Here is a 2,855-nt window from a genome sequence, read left to right as displayed (position 1 = left end):
TCACGCCGCCGATGAATACACGAAAAACCACGACCGAGCCGGTGACGATCCCTTCTTTAAAGCCCACCCGTACAATGACTGGAAACGCCGTTAAAATATATAATGCTAGTACCCAATCATGAAATCCGAATACCACAAACAAAACACAAGCAAAAAGAAGCCCCACGACGGATGCAAAAAATCTCGCCGAAATGGTACGGAGACTTCTCTTGCGTGTGACATCCACCCCCAAAATCGCTAAAAGCCCTGCTGAGGTGGCTCCATGAATGCCAAAACCCTCCGCAATAAGTACGGCCATTAATGCGGCAATAGCCGTTTTAATCGTACGAAAGCCCATGAAAAAATTCTGTCCTCTCTAGATGAAATCTGTTTCCACATTTTCATAAATATTAAGTATTTCATTTTCATGGTACTTTATTTTCACGTTTTACACAAATGTTCAGAAATTTTATTATTACCGATGAGGACGACCGGAAAGCAGACGATGCTCCACATACACGACCGCCTGATACATCAGTGTAGCTACGACAGCAATGATCAACAAACTGGACATAACCAGCGTGAAATTGAACACCTGAAAACCATAGATAATCAAATAGCCTAAGCCGTTTTTGGCCACCAGAAATTCACCAACTATCACGCCAACCCATGCCATACCGACATTCACTTTCAGCGTAGAGACGATTGCAGGAAAGGATGCAGGTAAAATCACCTTTTGAAACGTATCCCGGCGTGATCCGCCAAACGTACGAACCACTTTGATCAGATTCGAATCAACTTCCTGAAAGCTGTTGTATACGACTAGTGTCGTAATAATGACCGTAATGGAGAGGGTTGTCATTAGGATAGCAGTAAATCCCGCCCCAAACATGACGATAAAAATTGGACCTAGCGCCACCTTAGGCATACTGTTGAACACGACCATATAGGGATCAAGCACCCTCTACAAAAACGGTGACCACCAAATTAGTACAGCCAGCAACGTACCTAACAGTGTACCGAGTAAAAACCCCGCCATCGTTTCTCCCACGGTGACACCTACATGTCCCCATAATTCACCACTGACCGCATCCTTACCGATCTGGGTGAAAATTTTGCTCGGATAGCTGAACAACAGTACATCAATCCACTTCAAACGGCCTGCAATTTCCCATAGCACAAACAAAAGCAGTAAAATAGCTGTCTGTACACCTGTCACTAACCATCGCTGCGAACGCCTGCTGCGTAAATACGCCTGATGTAGTCCTTGAATCCAACGTTGCTCAAGCTGATCCGCTTCGTCCTTCATACGTTAACTCACTCCTTTGCTCCCGAAGCCTCCAGTTCACCCCATATTTCATGAAAAAGCTCATTAAAACCCGGCTGCTCGCGTGCATAAAAAGGCTGAGCTTTTCGGATGCAATCCGGAATCTCGAAGGTACGTCGGACATGACCAGGATTTCGACCCATCACTATAATCCGGTCACTGACCGCAATGGCCTCGGCCAAATCATGTGTGACTAAAATAGCCGTCTTTCTCCGCTCGCGCAAGGTTTCCGCAATCAGATCTTCCAGCTGTAGCTTGGTTTGATAATCCAGCGCGGAGAAAGGCTCATCCAGCAGCAGCAGCCCCGGATTGGTCGCCAGCGTCCGTACCAGCGCCACGCGCTGACGCATTCCCCCAGACAGCTGGGACGGATGCAGATGCTCCTTCCCTCCTAGACCCATGCCTTCCAGCAACAGCCGTGTCCGCTCACGCGCAGCTTCATCCACTCTATTGCCTAGCTCCAAACCCAACAATGCGTTATCCATTATCGTCCGCCACGGGAACAGATAATCCTGCTGCAGCATGTAACCGACCTCTGGACTCGGACCACTTACCGGCTGACCTTGCAGCATGACTTGGCCTGCCGCTGGACGCAGTAGCCCCGCGATCATGGACAGGATCGTCGTTTTGCCGCAGCCGCTTGGACCAACCAAACTGACAAACTCCCCTGTCTCTACAGAAAAATCAATATTCTCAACCGCCAGCGAAGCTTCACGATCCGTTACATAGACATGCGTCACTTTCTCCATTCTCACCATCGGGATGGTCGCGTCCGAAGTGAGGCCACTCCGTTCCTCCATCATGACGAACCTCCAGCACCGACACCTGCATCCGTAGATTCAGTTGTGCTCTTTTTCACAGGCGGTTCAGTATTCCCGGTAGAGTTTGATGAAATCGCTTGTTGTGCAAAGCTTGGGTTCACTAGCTTATCTAGTACAACCGGACTTTTAAGCTCCCCTGCCGAGGTCATGACATCCTGTAAGTTCTTCCATTCCTTTTCCTCAATCATCGGGTTCAAAGCATAGGTACTCTGTTCCTTATATCGTTTGATACTACTCGTCAAAACAGCTAAATCTGTATCTTTAAAATAGGGCGTGATTGCTTCAGCAATCTGTTCAGGTGAATGCGTAGCAATCCACTGTTGTGCCCGATATACAGCATTTGTAAATTTCTGTGCAGCCTCGCTATTTGTGTTCAGGTAGCTTTGCTTAGCCATATATACCGTATACGGCAACTCGCCGCTCTCCACACCGATAGAGGCAACTACCCGTCCACGGCCTTCCTTTTCAAAAATAGATGCCTGTGGCTCAAACAGCTGCACATAATCCCCTGTACCGGAGCCGAAAGCAGAGGCAACATTAGCAAAATCAATATTTTGAATCAGCTTCAGATCCTTATGAGGATCAATGCCGTGTTTGCGAAGCGTAAATTCAAGTGACATTTGCGGCATTCCGCCCTTGCGTTGCCCCAAAAAGTTTTGTCCTTTCAGCTTTTCCCATTCAAAGCTATCCTGCGTTTGACGGGCAAATAAAAAGGTACCATCCTTCTG

General features: G+C 47.8%; 3 protein-coding genes and 1 pseudogene. All 4 read right to left on the bottom strand.

Annotated features, from left to right (window positions below; translation table 11 throughout):
* Positions 1 to 337, bottom strand: a 337-nt coding sequence (locus GRP75_RS23380) for an aromatic acid exporter family protein (RefSeq protein ID WP_237449155.1), incomplete at its 3' end; no start/stop codon positions are given.
* A gap of 117 nt (positions 338 to 454) precedes the next feature.
* Positions 455 to 1,288, bottom strand: a pseudogene (locus GRP75_RS23375) (ABC transporter permease).
* A gap of 8 nt (positions 1,289 to 1,296) precedes the next feature.
* The gene (locus tag GRP75_RS23370) at positions 1,297 to 2,109 is read right to left on the bottom strand and encodes an ABC transporter ATP-binding protein (RefSeq protein ID WP_023989052.1); all 813 of its coding nucleotides are present in this window, start codon (positions 2,107 to 2,109) and stop codon (positions 1,297 to 1,299) included.
* Positions 2,106 to 2,855, bottom strand: a 750-nt coding sequence (locus GRP75_RS23365) for an ABC transporter substrate-binding protein (RefSeq protein ID WP_160790501.1), incomplete at its 5' end; no start/stop codon positions are given. The genes GRP75_RS23365 and GRP75_RS23370, both read right to left, overlap by 4 nt.

Origin of the sequence: Paenibacillus sp. OT2-17 (assembly GCF_009827695.1) — a bacterium.
GTDB lineage: Bacteria > Bacillota > Bacilli > Paenibacillales > Paenibacillaceae > Paenibacillus > Paenibacillus polymyxa_B.
The sequence above is the reverse complement of the archived record's forward strand: the minus strand, read 5'-3'. Positions and strand labels throughout refer to the sequence as shown.